General features: G+C 54.3%; 13 protein-coding genes and 1 tRNA gene. 12 read left to right on the plus strand and 2 right to left on the minus strand.

Annotated elements, in window-relative coordinates; translation table 11 throughout:
- The first annotated feature begins 79 nt into the window (after window positions 1-79).
- The 7 genes from IV493_RS02425 to mrdA all read left to right on the plus strand — a co-directional run bounded on the left by IV493_RS02425 (window position 80) and on the right by mrdA (window position 8,483).
- Window positions 80-1,132: a patatin family protein gene (locus tag IV493_RS02425; RefSeq protein ID WP_195857680.1), complete on the plus strand. Its 1,053-nt coding sequence runs from the start codon at window positions 80-82 to the stop codon at window positions 1,130-1,132.
- Window positions 1,129-1,926, plus strand: a complete 798-nt coding sequence (locus tag IV493_RS02430; protein WP_195857681.1) for a TatD family hydrolase — start codon at window positions 1,129-1,131, stop codon at window positions 1,924-1,926. Before IV493_RS02425 ends, IV493_RS02430 begins: the two co-directional genes overlap by 4 nt.
- A 234-nt stretch (window positions 1,927-2,160) precedes the next feature.
- Window positions 2,161-2,940, plus strand: coding sequence for a deoxyribose-phosphate aldolase (gene deoC / locus IV493_RS02435; protein WP_013359014.1), 780 nt, complete (start codon window positions 2,161-2,163; stop codon window positions 2,938-2,940).
- Between the two features lie 62 nt (window positions 2,941-3,002).
- Window positions 3,003-4,331, plus strand: a complete 1,329-nt coding sequence (gene deoA / locus IV493_RS02440) for a thymidine phosphorylase (RefSeq protein WP_013359013.1) — start codon at window positions 3,003-3,005, stop codon at window positions 4,329-4,331.
- A gap of 95 nt (window positions 4,332-4,426) precedes the next feature.
- Window positions 4,427-5,650, plus strand: a complete 1,224-nt coding sequence (deoB, locus tag IV493_RS02445) for a phosphopentomutase (protein ID WP_033784036.1) — start codon at window positions 4,427-4,429, stop codon at window positions 5,648-5,650.
- A 26-nt stretch (window positions 5,651-5,676) separates the two neighbouring features.
- Window positions 5,677-6,390, plus strand: coding sequence for a purine-nucleoside phosphorylase (gene deoD / locus IV493_RS02450; protein WP_013359011.1), 714 nt, complete (start codon window positions 5,677-5,679; stop codon window positions 6,388-6,390).
- Between the two features lie 221 nt (window positions 6,391-6,611).
- On the plus strand, window positions 6,612-8,483 hold the full coding sequence (mrdA, locus tag IV493_RS02455) for a penicillin-binding protein 2 (protein ID WP_013359010.1): 1,872 nt from the start codon (window positions 6,612-6,614) through the stop codon (window positions 8,481-8,483).
- A gap of 29 nt (window positions 8,484-8,512) precedes the next feature.
- Here mrdA and IV493_RS18635 read toward each other — a convergent pair whose 3' ends face one another.
- Window positions 8,513-9,832 carry a PAS domain-containing methyl-accepting chemotaxis protein gene (locus IV493_RS18635; protein ID WP_013359009.1) on the minus strand — a complete coding sequence of 440 codons (1,320 nt, stop codon included), beginning with the start codon at window positions 9,830-9,832 and terminating at the stop codon, window positions 8,513-8,515.
- Between the two features lie 222 nt (window positions 9,833-10,054).
- On the opposite strand from IV493_RS18635, the gene IV493_RS02465 reads away from it, so the two are divergent.
- The 5 genes from IV493_RS02465 (at window position 10,055) to IV493_RS02485 (ending at window position 14,143) form a co-directional block, all read left to right on the plus strand.
- Window positions 10,055-10,130 (plus strand) — tRNA-Phe (locus IV493_RS02465).
- Window positions 10,131-10,758: 628 nt separating this feature from the next.
- Entirely contained in the window at window positions 10,759-11,724 is a 966-nt protein-coding gene (locus IV493_RS02470) for a sensor domain-containing diguanylate cyclase (RefSeq protein ID WP_013359008.1), read from the plus strand.
- Between the two features lie 751 nt (window positions 11,725-12,475).
- Window positions 12,476-12,640 (plus strand): general stress protein, encoded by a 165-nt coding sequence (locus IV493_RS02475; protein ID WP_004571242.1) that lies wholly within the window; start codon window positions 12,476-12,478, stop codon window positions 12,638-12,640.
- Window positions 12,641-13,143: 503 nt separating this feature from the next.
- The gene (locus IV493_RS02480) at window positions 13,144-13,626 is read left to right on the plus strand and encodes a ferritin-like domain-containing protein (RefSeq protein ID WP_033784034.1); all 483 of its coding nucleotides are present in this window, start codon (window positions 13,144-13,146) and stop codon (window positions 13,624-13,626) included.
- Window positions 13,627-13,636: 10 nt separating this feature from the next.
- On the plus strand, window positions 13,637-14,143 hold the full coding sequence (locus tag IV493_RS02485) for a ferritin-like domain-containing protein (RefSeq protein WP_147790041.1): 507 nt from the start codon (window positions 13,637-13,639) through the stop codon (window positions 14,141-14,143).
- Window positions 14,144-14,217: 74 nt separating this feature from the next.
- Here the strand turns inward: IV493_RS02485 and treF are convergent, their stop codons facing one another.
- Entirely contained in the window at window positions 14,218-15,876 is a 1,659-nt protein-coding gene (gene treF, locus IV493_RS02490) for an alpha,alpha-trehalase TreF (RefSeq protein WP_071822194.1), read from the minus strand.
- Window positions 15,877-16,189 lie beyond the last annotated feature (313 nt).

Below are 16,189 nucleotides of genomic sequence, written 5' to 3' on the forward strand. Positions count from 1 at the left end.
GACTGGTTCTCCGGAATGCTGCTGTCTTTAACGGATCCCTCCTCCAGCATACCCGGAACCCTTTTTTGAGGTTCGCACAGTGGGTATACGCATTCCCGTCACACTCGGCACCATTGAACCTCTGGCCCTGACACCCTTTAAAGCTCAGAAAATTGCCCTGGTCTGTGAAGGCGGCGGTCAGCGCGGCATTTTCACCGCAGGGGTACTGGACGAATTTCAGCGCGCCCGATTCAATCCTTTTCAGCTGATGCTTGGCACCTCTGCCGGTGCACAAAATCTCTCTGCCTTTGTCTGTGGTCAGCCCGGCTACGCCCGTCGCGTGATTACCCGCTATACCACCAGTAAACTCTTTTTTGATCCGCTGCGTTTTGTGCGCGGAGGCAATCTGATCGACCTCGACTGGCTGATCGATATCACCCGCAGTGAATTTCCGCTGGCGATGAGCAGTGCGGAACAGCTGTTCTCCAGCGGTCGCGAGTTTTATATGTGCGCCTGCCGCAGCGACGACTATTCGCCCGGCTACTTTACGCCCACCGCCGACAACTGGCTGGATCTGATCAAAGCTTCCAGTGCGATTCCCGGTTTCTACCGGCTGGGCGTCAATCTGGAAGGGATAAGCTATCTCGATGGTGGCATCAGCGATGCGATTCCGGTGCGCGAGGCCGCACGTCGCGGTGCGGATACCATTGTGGTGATCCGCACAGTGCCATCGCAGATGTTCTACACCCCAAAATGGTTTAAACGGATGGAGCGCTGGCTCAGTACTGGCGCGCTGCAGCCGATGATCAACGTGCTGAATAAGCATGAGCAGAGCTATCGGGAAATTCAGCAGTTTATTGAGAATCCTCCCGACGATTTGCGCATTATCGAAATTTTTCCACCGCACGTGCTGGCCAGCAGTGCCCTGGGCAGCCGGGTTGCCGCGCTGAATCAGGATTATCATCTGGGGCGGCGCTGTGGTCGCTATTTCCTCGCCACGCTGGGCCAGTGGCTGAGCGATGCTGAACCGATGGTCTCAGCGCGCATCGTCACCCCGCCTGCGCCGGTCGCCAATGCACCGGATACCCGACGGATCATTACGCCGCCGCTGGCGGACAATGATGCGGATTACGACAAAGGATCGCTGGCATGACGTTTATCGATACGCACTGCCATTTCGACTTTCCGCCTTTCGAAGGGGATGTTGCCGCCAGCCTGACGCGCGCCGCGGAGGCGGGTGTAGAGAAGATTATCATCCCGGCAATTGATGCCAGCCGGTTTGAGCGCGTCTGCGCACTGGCTGCTGAACACCCGCCGCTTTACGCGGCGCTGGGCCTGCACCCTATCGTCATTGAAAATCACCTTGAGGCGCATCTTGAGCAGCTGGAAACCTTACTGCAACAGCGGCCACGTAAGCTGGTGGCGATCGGCGAGATCGGGCTGGATCTCTATCGCGACAATCCGCAGTTTGATAAGCAGCAACGCTTTCTTGAAGCACAGCTGAAGCTGGCGAAACAGTATCAGCTGCCGGTGATCCTGCATTCGCGGCGCACCCATGACAAGCTGGCGCAGATTCTGCGGCGTCTCGATCTGCCGCGCCGTGGCGTGGTGCACGGTTTTGCGGGCAGCCTGCAGCAGGCGCAGGCCTTTATTAAGCTGGGTTATGCGATTGGCATTGGCGGGACCATTACCTATGAGCGCGCCAGCAAAACCCGTCAGACCGTAGCACAGCTGCCGCTCTCTTCGCTGCTGCTGGAAACCGATGCACCCGATATGCCACTGCAGGGCTTTCAGGGCCAGCCAAACCGCCCGGAACGTGCGCGTCAGGTGTGGGAAGTACTCTGCAGCCTGCGAGAGGAGTCACCCGAAGAGATTGCCGATGCGCTGTGGCACAACAGTCAGCAGCTGTTCCGGCTCGATCCCGCTTTCCCGGCGCTGCGTAACTGACCGGATCTGCCTCATCAGCGCTTAAATGTGATAATAGTAACATTGAGACGGCTGGCGTATAATGGCCATTAAACGCTGTTATCTGCGATTTAAGTCACAGTGATTGTGACGCAATTGCATCAATTTCTTATCCCTATGTGACTACTGGCACATATCAGGCCGCTTCTGAGTGTTATTATTATAACATTCCGCCGGCAAGCCGGTGGGTTGCACCCCGATCTTTTGGAGAGCCTCATGACCGATATTAAACCTCTTGCCCTGCGCGCCCTGAAACTGATGGATTTAACCACCCTGAATGACGACGACACCGACGCAAAAGTGATCGCCCTCTGTCATCAGGCTAAATCCCCGGCAGGTAACACCGCCGCCATCTGTATCTATCCGCGCTTTATTCCGATTGCGCGTAAAACGCTGCGCGAGCAGGGTACGCCGGAAATCCGCATCGCCACGGTAACTAACTTCCCGCACGGCAATGACGACATCGATATTGCACTGGCAGAGACCCGCGCCGCCATCGCCTACGGTGCAGATGAAGTGGATGTGGTCTTCCCGTACCGCGCGCTGATCGCCGGTAACAGTCAGGTTGGTTTCGATCTGGTGAAAGCCTGTAAAACCGCCTGTGCTGAAGCGAACGTGCTGCTGAAAGTCATCATCGAAACCGGTGAGCTTAAAGAAGAAGCGCTGATCCGTCAGGCTTCTGAGATTGCTATCGACGCGGGTGCCGACTTCATTAAAACCTCCACCGGTAAAGTGCCGGTTAACGCCACGCCGGAAGTGGCGCAGATCATGATGAATGTGATCCGTGACAAAGGCGTTAGTAAGGAAGTTGGCTTTAAACCGGCGGGCGGCGTGCGCACTGCTGAAGATGCCGCGATCTATCTGCAGATGGCAGAAGAGACGCTGGGTGCCGACTGGGCCGATGCACGCCATTTCCGCTTTGGTGCATCAAGCCTGCTGGCGAGCCTGCTCAACACCCTGGGTCATGACAGCGACACCAGCAAAGCGGGTTACTGATCTTTCAGGCGGTCGCTGACCGCCTGTTCTCCATCCTGATTTCCCTGAACCAGGGGGCTACTTTGTTTCTGCCACAAGAAATTATTCGCAAAAAACGTGACGGCCAGGCGCTGACTGAAGAGGAGATTCGCTTCTTCATTAATGGCGTGCGTGATAACACCGTCTCGGAAGGTCAGATTGCCGCGCTGGCGATGACCATTTATTTCCACGACATGACGCTGCCAGAGCGGGTCGCGCTGACGATGGCGATGCGTGATTCCGGTACGGTACTTAACTGGAAATCACTCAATCTTAACGGGCCGGTGGTGGATAAGCACTCGACCGGCGGCGTCGGCGATGTGACGTCGCTGATGTTAGGGCCGATGGTCGCTGCCTGCGGTGGATATGTGCCGATGATTTCCGGTCGTGGTCTGGGTCATACCGGCGGCACGCTGGATAAACTGGAAGCGATTCCGGGCTTCGATATTTTCCCCAGTGATGACCGTTTCCGCGACATCATTAAGCAGGTCGGTGTGGCGATTATCGGCCAGACCAGCTCGCTGGCCCCGGCGGATAAGCGCTTCTACGCGACGCGTGACATCACCGCCACCGTCGATTCCATTCCGCTGATCACCGCCTCGATTCTGGCCAAGAAGCTGGCAGAAGGGCTGGATGCGCTGGTGATGGATGTCAAAGTGGGTTCCGGCGCATTTATGCCAACCTATGAAGCCTCAGAAAGTCTGGCGCAGTCGATTGTTGGCGTTGCCAACGGCGCAGGCTGCCAGACCACCGCGCTGCTGACGGACATGAATCAGGTTCTCGCTTCTTCAGCCGGTAACGCGCTGGAAGTGCGCGAAGCGGTGCGCTTCCTGACCGGTGAACAGCGGAATCCGCGCCTGCTGGAAGTGACGCTGGCGCTCTGCAGCGAAATGCTCACCTCCGGCAAACTCGCCGCCAGCGACGCCGACGCGCGTCAGAAGCTGATGACAGTGCTGGATAACGGTAAGGCGGCTGAGGTGTTTGGCCGCATGGTCGCTGCCCAGCAGGGACCGGCTGATTTCGTCGAACGTTACGACGCTTATCTGCCCGCGCCATTGCTAAGCAAACCGGTCTATGCCGACCAGCCAGGCATCGTCAGCAGCATGGATACCCGTGCGCTGGGTCTGGCGGTGGTGGCGATGGGCGGCGGACGTCAGCGCGCCAGCGACAGCATCGATTACAGCGTCGGCTTCAGCGAAATGATCACCCTGGGCGAACGTGCCGATGCGCATCGTCCGCTGGCGGTCATTCACGCCAGCAGCGAAGACAAATGGCAGCAGGCCGCCGCAGCGGTTAAAGCTGCGCTGGTGCTCGGGGATTCCGCCCCGGCTGAGACGCCGGTCGTCTATCGCCGTGTGAGCGATCTCAGCTAACTGACCAGTAACCGGTGCCAGCCGCGATGCATTCGGGTATACTGATCTGATCGCTTTTTTTTGACTTGTCACGCGCTAATGCGCAGGAGACTTGCATGAAACGTGCTTTTATTATGGTTCTCGATTCCTTTGGAATTGGCTCCAGTAAAGATGCCGATAAATTCGGCGACGCAGGTTCAGATACCCTGGGTCATATCGCCGAAGCCTGTTTTAACGGTGAAGCAGACAAGGGACGTAAAGGCCCATTGCATCTGCCTAATCTCACCGCGCTGGGGCTGGGTAAAGCCGCCGAGCTGTCGACCGGCCGCTTCCCGGCGGGTCTGGATCCTGAGGCAAAAATCACCGGCGCGTATGCTTACGCCAGTGAGCTTTCGTCAGGTAAAGATACGCCGTCAGGCCACTGGGAGATCGCCGGTGTGCCGGTGCTGTTTGACTGGGGCTACTTCAGCGACAAAGAGAACAGCTTCCCGCAGGAACTGCTGGACAAGCTGGTTGCGCGCGCCGACCTGCCGGGCTATCTCGGTAACTGCCACTCTTCAGGTACGGTGATCCTCGACCAGCTGGGCGAAGAGCATATGAAAACCGGCAAGCCGATTTTCTATACCTCTGCGGACTCCGTATTCCAGATCGCCTGTCACGAAGAGACCTTTGGTCTTGAGCGGCTCTATGCGCTGTGCGAAATCGCCCGTGAAGAGCTGACCGAAGGGGGCTACAACATTGGCCGCGTGATCGCCCGTCCGTTTGTGGGTGATAAAGCGGGTCAGTTCGAGCGTACCGGCAACCGTCACGATCTGGCTGTTGAGCCACCATCCGCCACCATGCTGAAAAAGCTGGTGGATGAGAAGGGCGGTCACGTGATCTCCGTGGGTAAAATCGCCGATATCTATGCGGAGCAGGGCATTACCAAAAAGGTCAAAGCGACCGGTCTGGATGCGCTATTTGACGCGACGATTCAGGAGATGAAAACCGCGCCGGATCAGGCGATTGTGTTCACTAACTTCGTTGATTTCGATTCAACCTGGGGACATCGCCGTGATGTCGCCGGTTATGCGGGCGGGCTGGAGCTGTTTGACCGTCGTCTGCCTGAGCTGATGGCGCTGGTTGGCGAAGATGACATCCTGATCCTGACTGCTGACCACGGCTGTGATCCGACCTGGGAAGGCACCGAGCATACGCGTGAGCACATTCCGATTCTGATCTACGGACCGAAAGTGGAGCCGGGTTCACTGGGATACCGCGAGACTTTCGCTGATATTGGTCAGACAATTGCACACTATTTTGGCCTGTCCGAGATGGACTATGGCAAGAACATGCTGTAAATCAGCAATTTAATAAGGATTAAACAATGGCAACCCCTCATATTAATGCTGAAATGGGTGATTTCGCAGACGTCGTACTGATGCCTGGCGATCCGCTGCGCGCAAAACACATCGCAGAAACCTTCCTGGAAAATGCGGTTGAAGTGAACAACGTGCGCGGCATGCTGGGCTACACCGGCACATACAAAGGCCGTAAAGTCTCGGTGATGGGTCACGGAATGGGTATCCCTTCCTGCTCCATCTACACCAAAGAGCTGATCACGGACTTCGGCGTTAAGAAGATCATCCGTGTCGGCTCCTGCGGTGCTGTACGCCCTGATGTAAAACTGCGTGATATCGTGATTGGTATGGGTGCCTGCACTGATTCCAAAGTGAACCGTATGCGTTTCAAAGATCACGACTTCGCGGCGATTGCTGACTTCGACATGGTGCGTAACGCGGTTGATGCGGCGAAAAACCTGGGTGTTGAAGCGCGCGTAGGTAACATCTTCTCTGCCGATCTCTTCTACACGCCGGATCCGCAGATGTTCGACGTAATGGAAAAATATGGCATCCTCGGCGTTGAGATGGAAGCTGCGGGTATCTACGGTGTGGCTGCAGAGTTCGGTGCGAAAGCGCTGACCATCTGTACCGTATCAGACCATATCCGTACGCACGAGCAGACGACTGCTGCTGAGCGTCAGACAACTTTCAACGACATGATCAAGATTGCGCTGGAGTCTGTCCTGCTGGGTGATTAATCCGCGCGGCGGGTGACGATTCCCGCCTGCTGCCCGATCGCCTGTTCAGATCCTCCTTAACCGGAGGATCTGAGTTTCCCGCCTCGCTTTCCCGGTAACATTCACATCAAATGACACACTTTTGCCGAGGCTTGTGCATCTTCGCGCTGGCACGCCGGCGATCGCGCTTTATCATAGTGTGCAATAACAGATAATAATTAGTCGCCTGATAATGCCCCCTGATGAACTTTCGTAACTTCGATGCTGAAGAGAAGCTGTTTGCCCGTCGCGCCGCAATCGCCTTTGCTCTGGTCTGTCTCTGTTTCACTATTCTTAGCGTAAACCTTTTCCGCTTACAGGTGCGCGACCATGCCTACTACCAGACGCGCTCCAACCAGAATGACATCAAGATGATCCCCATCGCCCCGACGCGCGGGCTGATTTATGACCGCAATGGTATTCCGCTGGTGCGTAACGTCAGCTGGTACGCCATCACGCTGACGCCTTATAAAATTGACGATATGAACGCCACGCTGCGGGCGCTGACGCCGATCGTAAATCTGACACCCGATGAGATTGACACTTTCCGCCGTGCGCTGAAGCAGACCAGTCGTTACAAGCCGGTCGTGCTGAAGGAGGAGCTGACCGAAGAGCAGGTTGCCCGCTTTGCGGTCAATCAGTTCCGCTTTACCGGTGCCAGCATTGAGACCTACCAGGATCGTGAATATCCCTATGGGGCCGATCTGGCCCATGTGATCGGTTATGTCTCGAAAATCAACGATAACGACTACAAACGGCTGAATGCGGAAGGTATCGCCGAAAACTATGCGGCTGACCACAACATCGGCAAGCAGGGGATTGAGGGCTATTACGAAGCGCTGTTGCATGGCAAGCCGGGCTATCAGGAAGTGGAAGTGGATAACCATGGCCGCATTGTGCGGGTGCTGAAAGAGGTGCCGCCGGTCGCGGGTAAAAACCTGACGCTGACGCTGGATCTGCATCTGCAACAGTATGTGGAGAGCCTGCTGGCCGGACAGCGTGCGGCGCTGCTGATTGAAGATCCGCGCGACGGCTCCGTGCTGGCGATGGTCTCCAGTCCCAGCTACGACCCGAATCCGTTTGTGAAAGGCATCAGCTATCAGGCCTACAAAAAGCTGCTGCAGGATAAAGACCTGCCGCTGATCAACCGCGTCACGCAGGGACTCTATCCACCCGCTTCCACGGTGAAGCCTTATATGGCGATGTCGGCGCTGCTGACCCATGTGATTACGCCACAGTCGCAGTTCTTTGGTGCGCCGACCTGGACGCTGCCGGGCACGGACCGGCGCTATCGCGACTGGAAGAAAACCGGGCACGGCATGCTGGATGTCACTCGCGCGATAGAAGAGTCTGCCGACACCTTCTTCTATCAGGTGGCTTTCATGATGGGCATTGACCGGATTCACACCATGCTCAGCCAGTTTGGCTATGGTAAATCGACCGGTATCGACCTGAATGAAGAGTACAACGGCTTATTACCAAGCCGTGAGTGGAAGCAGAAGGTGCATAAAAAGGCCTGGTATCAGGGCGATACGGTTTCGGTAGGCATTGGTCAGGGCTACTGGATTGCGACGCCGATTCAGATGGTGAAGGCGATGGTCGCACTGATCAATAACGGTCGGGTCATCGCACCGCACCTGCTGGAGAAAACCCAGCGCGGCACGCTGGTGGAAAACTACCATCCACAACAGCATGAGGCACAAATTGGCGATCCTCACTCACCGTACTGGTCGCTGGTGCGTCACGCGATGTTTGGCATGGCTAACGCGCCCAACGGCACCGGTTATAAATATTTCCATACGGCTCCTTATGGCATCGCGGCGAAGAGCGGGACGTCACAGGTATTCAGCCTGCGTCAGAACCAGACTTATAACGCGAAGATGATCCCAGTGCGGCTGCGTGACCATATCTTCTACACCGCCTTTGCACCGTTTAATGACCCGAAAGTGGCGGTGGCGTTAATTCTGGAGAATGGTGGCGGGGAAGGGGTAACGGCTGCGCCCGTGATGCGGGATATTCTGGACCATATCTTTATCCCGCCGGTGCCAGAAGCACCCGCTCAGGCCACACCGTAAAAAAGGGGGGCGAAGGCCCCCGCAGAGCATCAGACTTTAAGCGTTTTAGTGACCTGTCCGATGGCACGCACCACGTCCGTTGCGCCTTCACGGATTTCTGCAATCACGCCGCCCGCCTCCTGAGCCAGCTGTACACCCTGATCGGCACGTTTCAGGTTCGACTCAATACCTTTCAGCGCACGGCTTGCCAGTAGATGATTTTGCTGAATCCGGTTTTCAATGTCGGTAGTGGCGCGGTTAATGTTGGCTGCCAGCGTGCGGACTTCATTAGCCACCACAGCAAAGCTGCGGCCATGGGTGCCCGCCCGCGCTGCTTCAATGGCGGCATTCAGCGCCAGCAGGTTGGTCTGATCGGCGATCCGGCGAATACCTTCCACAATCGCGCCGATACGATCAGAAGACTCACTCAGGCCGGTAATATCACCGGAGATCCCCTGCAGTTCACCCGCCAGCGCATTCATGGTTTCCACGCTGCTGGCGATCACATCGGCACCCAGCTTTGTGCTTTCATCCGTTTGCAGTGCGGTGTGATAAGCCCGCTGCGCCGCATCATGCTCCTGCTGATTCTTTTCCACCTGTGCGGTCACATCCGTGGCGAATTTGACGATTTTGTAGAGCCGGCCCTGTTCATCAAAAACCGGGTTATAGGTGGCACGCAGCCAGACCGTCTCACCCCGTTTATTCACCCGGGGAAACTGACCCGAGACAAATTCACCCCGGTTCAGTTGCTGCCAGAACTCGCTATATTCGCGGCTGTCGCGTACAGCCTGCGAACAGAAACGACTGTGGTGAATCCCTTCGACCTCTTCACGACGGTAGCCCATGGTTTTCAGAAAATTGTCGTTGGCTTTCAGCACTTCACCTTTGAGGTTAAAGGCGATGACCGCCATCGACCGTTCAATGGCGGTGGTAATGGCGCGCTGCTCCTGGGCATCGTTGATATGGCCCGTAATGTCGGTGGCCAGTTTGACGATTTTAATCACCCGGCCATGGCGGTTCTGCACCGGCACATAGTTGGCTTCCAGCCAGATCGGGCGGCTGTTTTTCGCCATGCGCAGAAATTTATCGCTGAAGCTTTCGCCCCGGTTCAGCCGCAGCCAGAAATCCTGATAGTCCCGCGACTGAAGCTGTTCCGGCGTGCAAAAAAGGCTGTGGTGCTGGCCTTCAATCTCCGCCAGCGTGTAGCCCATGCGCGCCAGAAACAGCGCATTGGCGCTGAGAATGGTGCCATCGGGGGAGAACTCAACCATGGCGATGGAGCCGTTGAGCGAGCTCAGCGTGGCCGCTGAGTGAGCCCGCTTCTGCCAGCCGTGGCGTGAAGTGATACCTGATGTAATGGTGGAAAACATGGCGATCCTTATTATTAGTGTTGGTCTCGCCTCCTATATCGGCAAAATCGCGGCACAATGGAGCCTTTACCGCTCCGCTGACTAAAATTTATCCGGCCAGACGCGAGATTTTTGCGCCGGGTCAAACCCGATATTTGAGTTGATGGAAAAGCCGTCAGTCGATGTGATTTTGGTGAAAAGCGTTTGACGCTGCCGGGCCGCTTTGGTTTAATGCGCCCCGTTGCCCGAATAGCTCAGTCGGTAGAGCAGGGGATTGAAAATCCCCGTGTCCCTGGTTCGATTCCGGGTTCGGGCACCATCTTTAAAGAACCCGCCTCTGGCGGGTTTTTGCGTTCTGGCACGAACCCGTTATCGAAGGTTCGATACACTCGCCACATCCTGTGGCTCGCCCTTCGGGTCGCGCTGACGCGCGATGCAAAAATGCTCCCGGCATTTTAGTCCGGGTTCGGGCACCATCTTTAAAGAACCCGCCTCTGGCGGGTTTTTGCGTTCTGGCACGAACCCGTTATCGAAGGTTCGATACACTCGCCACATCCTGTGGCTCGCCCTTCGGGTCGCGCTGACGCGCGATGCAAAAATGCTCCCGGCATTTTAGTCCGGGTTCGGGCACCATCTTTAAAGAACCCGCCTCTGGCGGGTTTTTGCGTTATGGCACGAACCCGTTATCGAAGGTTCGCCAGACTCCCCCGACATTTCCGAATTTCACTTCAGTCCGGCGCATTTCGCCGCACAACGCTGTAGTAATGCAAACAGATTTCACGGTGAAACCAATTTGCTGCTTCGCCTCTGTGCTGTGTTGCCAGACCCGCACCGCCTGATGTGCTGTCCAGCCTGCAATTGACCGCGGCTAATCGTGTTTTAGTAGCCACTCTTTACAGAATCAACCTGACAGGCACAATAGCCCTTTTTACAGTTCTCTCACGGTCATGTCAGAAGAAGCGCTGCGTCTGCAGATACAGAACCTGAAAAAGCATAATGCGCGTCTGAAGCGTATAGCGCATGACGCCCGTACAAAACTCAACGCGGCGCTGGATGGCACCGGATTATTCCTGTGGCAGCTCGATATTCCCAGCGGCAAACTGGTGATCTTCAACCGGCGCTGGGGCGCGATGCTCGGCTTCCAGCCTAAAGAAACCGACGCCAACTTCGAATCGTGGAAAGAGAGTCTGCATCCTGATGATGCCGCCGAAGTTTTGCGCGCGTTTAACGATCACATCGCCGGAAAAGCGCCTTACTATGAAGCGCTGCATCGCATGATCGCCAAAAATGGCAGTATTACGTGGGTGCTGGATCGGGGCCGGGTCAGCGAGTGGAACGCGCACGGCGAGCCGGTTAAAGTCATCGGCACTCACATCGACATGACCAAAGAGAAGCAATATGAAGAGCAGCTAGCCCTGCTGGCGCTGCACGATCCCCTTACGCTGCTCAATAATCGCCATGCCCTGCAAAATGATTTCTGTGAAATGAAAGCGCAGGGGCCGCTCTGCGTTGTCTTTATTGATCTGGATAACTTTAAACACGTCAACGATACCCTGGGGCATCGCAGCGGTGATGAAGTGTTAATTCAGTTAAGCCAGCGATTGACTGAGCTCTCCCCGGCAGAAGTAATCATTGGCCGGCTCGGCGGCGATGAGTTCGTCCTGCTATTGCCGTTTGCACTCAGGCAGCCGCAGGTCAGACAGCTGGCGCATGCCTGCCTTGATGCGGTACTTACCCCTTTTGATTTGGCTAACGGGCACGCGCACATAGGCGCGTCAGTAGGCGTGTCACAGGTTGAGGTAAAAGATGACTTTGATACCGCCCTGGCACGTGCTGATGAAGCCATGTACCGCATAAAGAAGAACGGTAAACGCGGTGTTGCCTTTTATTCCGCCGTGTCTGACCCCCTCTGACGCTGCCAGGCTTCCTCCCTGCAGGCCACTGACGCACGATTTCCCGACAGGCACTGCACGATTCCATCCGTCATTTTTTAATTTCTCCTTCTACTCGCCGCCTGCAGGCTCATAAAACCTATGAATTTCTCCACAGAAAACATTTTTTAGTACTATTCCGAAAACCCGATTTTCATCCCCGATTTACCTGAATATCACCGCTTCGTTTAATCCTGAATATCTGTACCAATTATTGCGTATCATTCTGATTAAAATTTTCATTAAATCAGTATAATTGATCGTTTATTGATCAAAATCAGCTATTTTCAGCTGGCACGGTCAAAGCCTTGCGTCTCGCTTAATTCAGCTTCCAAAACAGTGGTGTGTAAATATATTTACCGCTTCGCTTAGGGAAATTGATCGTTTGTTGATCATCTTCACTAACTGATATTGATGAAGTTATCTCATTGCCGCTTCGGTTACTGTTTTTTCAATTGGACATTTTTCGAAAATGATCGATTAATAGGGCGCGGCGATTTTTGTAAGAAATGTATTTGGAGCCGTAGCTCTTTTTTGAATAGAACAGAGCGATAGTTGAAATGCGTTACCAGTCCGGATGAGGGTTGAGCTGCCAATAAGTCAGATCGGTAGCGGGTTTTTTATTTATCTCGCTTGATCGGTACGGTTTTCTGTCTACATTTAGATTGCTGAATCGGCCTGATTAAGCATTAACTGTGCAAATTCTGATTTTAATTTCAAAGAGGAACACAGAATGACTCAATATCGTGGTGGGGCCGGGAATTTTGCGGCTGACAAAGAGCGTGCTGCGGAAGCAGGGCGCAAAGGCGGTCAGAAAAGTGGCGGGAACTTTAAGAACGATCCCGAACGTGCCATCGAAGCCGGGCGCAAGGGAGGTAAGGTAAGCCGCAGAAGCTAAACGCTTTTAAGGCTGCCGGATGGCAGCTTAACGCGTTTGCCGGGCTGCACAGATTCTCTTTTCATTTTCCTGCAAGATAATTACCTCCTGAATTATGTCGCTGATTTATCATTGACACAGAGAGATGCCGTTAATTAAACCGGTTGGGTTTTCCCTGCCGGTTTTTTTATTTCCGATCGATTAAAGCTATACGGTTTAATAAAGTTATGTACAACTAAGTTTTGACTGGTGCTTTTTTTATGCACTTAATCCTAAAAAATTTATACAGAGATTTATTGCTTTGTACAAATTCCACCGCAGCGAGCGAAGCCGCAGCCATAAAAACCTTTTAGGCTAAATGACTGCTGTAAAAAGGAAAATGCATTTTGCATGCCACTTTTGTATTAAATTCATACTGCCACAGCGTGCGATATTAAGAATCTCCACTAAACTTTTCAGGTGCCAACGATATGACCGGCGTTGCGTTATTACCGACGCAGCTTTTTAATCAATGAGGCTATCTTATGACAGTGAAAACGTTAAACGATCTGTTCATCCACGACCTTTCCGATGTATACAGCGCTGAGAAACAGATAACCCGTGCATTGCCTAAAATGGCGCGTGCTGCCAGTGACGAAAATCTTATCGCTGCGTTTAATCAGCATCTTGAAGAGACCCGTGCTCAGATTGAACGACTGGATGAACTGGTAGACGTGACACCTGAAGTCAAAATCAAAAGAATGAAATGCCATGCGCTTGAAGGTCTGGTTGAAGAAGCCCAGGAAATTATCGACTCGGTCGAAAAGGGCGAAGTCCGCGATCAGGGGCTGATCGGTGCGGCACAGAAAGTTGAGCACTATGAGATTGCCACTTACGGCACGCTGCATGCACTGGCGCTGAAGCTGGGGTATACCAAAGCGGCAGAGCTGCTGGCAGCGACCCTGAATGAAGAGAAACAAACGGATGAGAAACTCACCTCGGTAGCCGAGGCGATTACCGTCTCTTAAGGAGTGACACATGACTGCGATTGAACATTATCATGACTGGCTGCGCGATGCGCATGCGATGGAAAAGCAGGCAGAAAGCATGCTGAGCAAGATGTCAGGCCGTCTTGAACACTATCCAGCGCTGGAACAGCGTCTGGCGCAACATCTGGAAGAAACCAAGCATCAGCTGACCCTGCTGGAACAGCTGCTCGACAGCCACGCTATCGATCACTCTGTGGTGAAAGATGCGATGGGTAAAATGGCGGCGACCGGCCAGGCGGTGGGCGGTATGTTTAACTCTGATGAAGTGGTGAAGGGTGCCATCAGTGGCTACGTTTTTGAGAATGCTGAGATCGCCAGCTACACCAGCCTGATTGCCGCGGCGGAGCAGGTGGGCGATACGCAGGGCGTTCGCATCCTCAACGAGATTCGCGATCAGGAAGTGGCCATGGCGGAGTGGCTGCTGCAACACCTGCCTGAAGTGACTCAGAAATTCCTGCAACGTGCGTCGCAGCCGGGCGCAGAAGCGAAGAAGTAACGCCTGAATGCCTGTATGAAAAAAGCCGGGAATGACCCGGCTTTTGCGTTTTAGTGATTTACAGGCTGCGACACTCAGTCAGCCATTAAATGCCCATACATCGTCATCAGCTTACGTGTAACGCCGTTCGTCCAGCCGAAGCCATCCTGTAATGGATACTCGCCGCCGCCGCCGGGACGGGCGCGGTCGCCGCTGATGTCATACTTCTCGACCAGCTTGTGGTGCAACTGATAGAAGTTATTAACCGTATTAAGCCAGTTCACCGCGACTTCACTTGCCAGCGTCTCTTCACCATAGTTATTCAGACCCACAACGGCCATCCACTGCATCGGTGCCCAGCCGTTAGGACGGTCCCACTGCTCACCGCTTTCCACCATTGAGGTCAGCAGGCCACCGTTGCTCAGCAACAGATGACGCAGGGAGATTGACTGCAGGTGCGCCTGATGCGGCGTCGCCAGACCCACAAACAGCGGAACGACCGAGGCAACGGTAAAGGCACCAAAACGCTCACGACGCCAGTCGTAGTCACGGAACACACCAGCGGTGCTGTCCCACAGGTAACGGGTAATAGCGCGTTTCCGCGTTTCCGCCTTTTTCTGCCAGGCCAGCGCCGTCAGCTCTTCGCCTTTGGCGTGCGACAGGGTGGCAATCATCAACTCCAGCTTGTACAGGAACGCGTTCAGATCGATAGGGATAAACTGTGTCGTACGGATACTCGACAGACGTTTCGGGTTACGCAGCCAGCGCGAGGAGTAATCCCAGCCCGACTCAGCACCAGCACGCAGGTCACGATAGACTTCGCTGGCCGGACGTTTAGATTCGCGCGCGGTTTCAACATCTTCCATCCACGACTCATCACGTGGCGTATCGCGGTCATCCCAGTAACGGTTCAGCAGCGAGCCATTTGGCATCCGCACGACGTGACGATAAGCCTGGTTTGGCATCAGTGAGCCGGCACCATCCATCCAGAACTGATACTCCTTCATCAGCTGTTCCTGATAGCGCTTAGCACCGCGCACGCCATCCTCTTCGAACAGCTCCACCATCAGGGCAAAAACCGGCGGCTGAGAACGGCTGAGATAATAAGTACGGTTGCCATTTGGCACATGGCCGTAGTTATCGATCAGCCAGGCAAAGTTGTCTGCCATGTGACGCAGCAGGTCATCACGGCCCGATTCCGCCAGGCCCAGCATGGTGAAGTAGGAGTCCCAGTAGTAGGTTTCGCCAAAGCGTCCGCCCGGTACCACATAGGGTTTCGGTAACGGCAGCAACGATGAGTGTGGCATATGCTGCTGCGGCATTTTGGTCAGAACCGGCCACAGGTCATCGATATGCTCATTGAGCGATTTATCCGGGTTGGAGACATAAAAACTTTCGTTTACGCCAGGCAGATAAAAGTGATCGGCGACAAAACGCGACAGGTCGAAATCACTGCTGCGTTTCTGTCGACGATAGCGCATCAGCACATCCAGCGGATCGTACTTAGGCGAACAGTCGGGGAAGGTTTTGCTGTCCTCAAAAATCCGCGACATCTGGACATGTTCAAACAGTTCCAGATAACGATCGGCAGGCGTGAGCGCATCCGGAGCCGGTAAGCCTTCAATCAGCTCCGGTTCCGGTTCAGAATCCTGCATGCGATCCAGTTTCAGTTCATGGGGATCGTATTGATACTCAACTTCCGCCCCGGCACGAACCTCTTCAAGTGCATTTTGTTGCTGGCGATGGGTATTAATAACGGCCTCCTGAGCGGTCGTGGTTGCACAAAGGAGAAATTATAGACCTCTCATCCTGCGGAACAACAATGCAGAATATCTATGAACGTAATAAAAATTGTCGATTAATCGAGGCTTTTTAATAAATTCCAGTCAATTCAACCAAATATAGCGGTATCCACAAAAAACACATTTCGGATGAATCTCTTAGCAGCATGAATAAAAAAATTTAAGCTGAAGAAAACTGGCATTTATTCACATTTTGTAAAAGAAACCGCAGCCGCAAAGGGTGCAGAAAATGGCATACGCAACGGAAATCAGGGCAGGAGTGAGA

It is taken from the genome of Pantoea sp. SM3640 (assembly GCF_015654165.1).
In the GTDB taxonomy this organism is placed as follows: Bacteria; Pseudomonadota; Gammaproteobacteria; order Enterobacterales; family Enterobacteriaceae; genus Pantoea; species Pantoea vagans.

Bases quoted from the DNA above. Each gene is read 5' to 3' on its own strand.
- IV493_RS02480 (WP_033784034.1), top strand. From the start codon at position 13,144: ATGACAGTGAAAACGTTAAACGATCTGTTCATCCACGACCTTTCCGAT.
- IV493_RS02475 (WP_004571242.1), top strand. From the start codon at position 12,476: ATGACTCAATATCGTGGTGGGGCCGGGAATTTTGCGGCTGACAAAGAG.
- IV493_RS02485 (WP_147790041.1), top strand. From the start codon at position 13,637: ATGACTGCGATTGAACATTATCATGACTGGCTGCGCGATGCGCATGCG.
- deoB (WP_033784036.1), top strand. From the start codon at position 4,427: ATGAAACGTGCTTTTATTATGGTTCTCGATTCCTTTGGAATTGGCTCC.
- mrdA (WP_013359010.1), top strand. From the start codon at position 6,612: ATGAACTTTCGTAACTTCGATGCTGAAGAGAAGCTGTTTGCCCGTCGC.
- deoD (WP_013359011.1), top strand. From the start codon at position 5,677: ATGGCAACCCCTCATATTAATGCTGAAATGGGTGATTTCGCAGACGTC.
- IV493_RS02430 (WP_195857681.1), top strand. From the start codon at position 1,129: ATGACGTTTATCGATACGCACTGCCATTTCGACTTTCCGCCTTTCGAA.
- IV493_RS18635 (WP_013359009.1), bottom strand. From the start codon at position 9,832: ATGTTTTCCACCATTACATCAGGTATCACTTCACGCCACGGCTGGCAG.
- IV493_RS02470 (WP_013359008.1), top strand. From the start codon at position 10,759: ATGTCAGAAGAAGCGCTGCGTCTGCAGATACAGAACCTGAAAAAGCAT.
- deoC (WP_013359014.1), top strand. From the start codon at position 2,161: ATGACCGATATTAAACCTCTTGCCCTGCGCGCCCTGAAACTGATGGAT.